We start from the raw sequence: 1,507 nt of genomic DNA, 5'->3' as shown, positions 1-1,507 counted from the left end.
CCGTCGCCTGCGCTGTTCTCTCGGTGCGCTACGACCTCGCCGCGCCGGTCACCGAAGAGTTCGGCTCGGCATCCGGCAGCGGCTTGGCGGGGCTCGTGCTGACGATTCCCGGCGCGCTCCTGCTGTGGCGGCTCGGCCCGCACCCGATGGCGGTCGTGCTGACCGTGTTCGGCGTGCTGTGGGGGCTCGACGGGCCGGCCGTCGGCGTCGTCAACGTCGCGCTGGCGACCGGCGAACACACCGCACTGGCCTCGTGGGGGTTCTGGTACTACGCGCGCCTCGCCGCCGTGCTGTCGCTGTCGATCCAGCTGATCCTGCTGCTCTTCCCCGACGGCCGCCTCGCCCCCGGCCGCTGGCGCGCCGTGAGCATCGTCGCGCTCGTGCTCGCCGCGATCATGCCGCTCACGTATCTGTGCGCACCGGCATCCGTCCTCGCGGCCGACGACCCGGTGCGCGCCGAGCACCTCGCCCGCTTCGACCCCGGCATCCTCACCGTCCCCCTTCCCGACGGGGTGTGGATGCTGCTCCTCGCCGTCTCGTTCCCGGCCTCGGCGCTGTCGGCCGCCCTCGCCCTGGCAGTCGTCATCAGCCGCCGTCGCGGCGCGACGCAGGAACGGCGCGCACAGCTGCGCTGGCTCACGTGGGCGGCGCTCGTCTTCGTCGTCATGCTGCTGCTGTCGCGGCTACTTCCGGCCGTCGTCGCCGACGTGGCGTTCGGCCTCGGCATCGCGTTCGTCAGCCTCTCGATCGTCATCGCGGTGACCCGGCACAACCTGTACGCGATCGACCGGCTGCTCGGCTGGACCATCGTCTATGCGATCCTGCTCGTCGGCGTGGTGCTCGTCGACGTCGGGCTGTACCTCGTCGTCGGCTCGCTCTTCGACGACCGCGTCATGACCCTCATCGCGGTGCTCGTCGTCGTCGCCGTCTACACGCCGCTGCGCGACCGGCTGCACCGGCTCGTGTCCCGCTGGATCAACGGCACCCGCGGCGACCCGTACGAAGTCGTCTCGCAGCTGGCCGACCGCCTGGAGTCGGCGGGATCGTCCGAGGAACAGCTGCGCGAGATCGCGCTGTCGCTGGCCCGCGCCTTCGCGTCCGCGCACGTGCGCGTGGAGCTCGACCGCGCCGACGGCACGGTGCTGTCGGCGCAGACCGGGGCGGATGCCGACGGGCTGATCGACCTGCCGCTCACCTATGACGGGAGCGAGATCGGGCGCATCCTGATGCAGCCGGGCCGCCGCCCGGCGATCTCGGCCCGCGACCGGCGTCTGCTCGGTGACATCGTGCGCCTCGCAGCCGCCGCGCTGCGGAACGCCGACCTCAGCCGCGAGCTGCAGCTCATCCGCGAAGGCCTCGTCGCAGCACGGGAGGAGGAGCGCGCCCGGCTGCGGCGCGAGCTGCACGACGGCCTCGGCCCGCTGCTCGGCGGCATCCGGTTACGGCTGGAGACCGCTCGCAACCTCGCCGAGCGCGATCCCGAACGCGCCCTCGCGGTGCTCGACAC

General features: G+C 72.7%; 1 protein-coding gene. It reads left to right on the top strand.

Going from position 1 to position 1,507, the window contains the following annotated elements; genetic code table 11:
* Nucleotides 1–1,507, top strand: a 1,507-nt coding sequence (locus tag WBP48_RS05200) for a histidine kinase (RefSeq protein ID WP_424437096.1), incomplete at both ends; no start/stop codon positions are given.

Source organism: Microbacterium sp. (genome assembly GCF_049661145.1).
GTDB lineage: Bacteria > Actinomycetota > Actinomycetes > Actinomycetales > Microbacteriaceae > Microbacterium.
The sequence above is the reverse complement of the archived record's forward strand: the minus strand, read 5'-3'. Positions and strand labels throughout refer to the sequence as shown.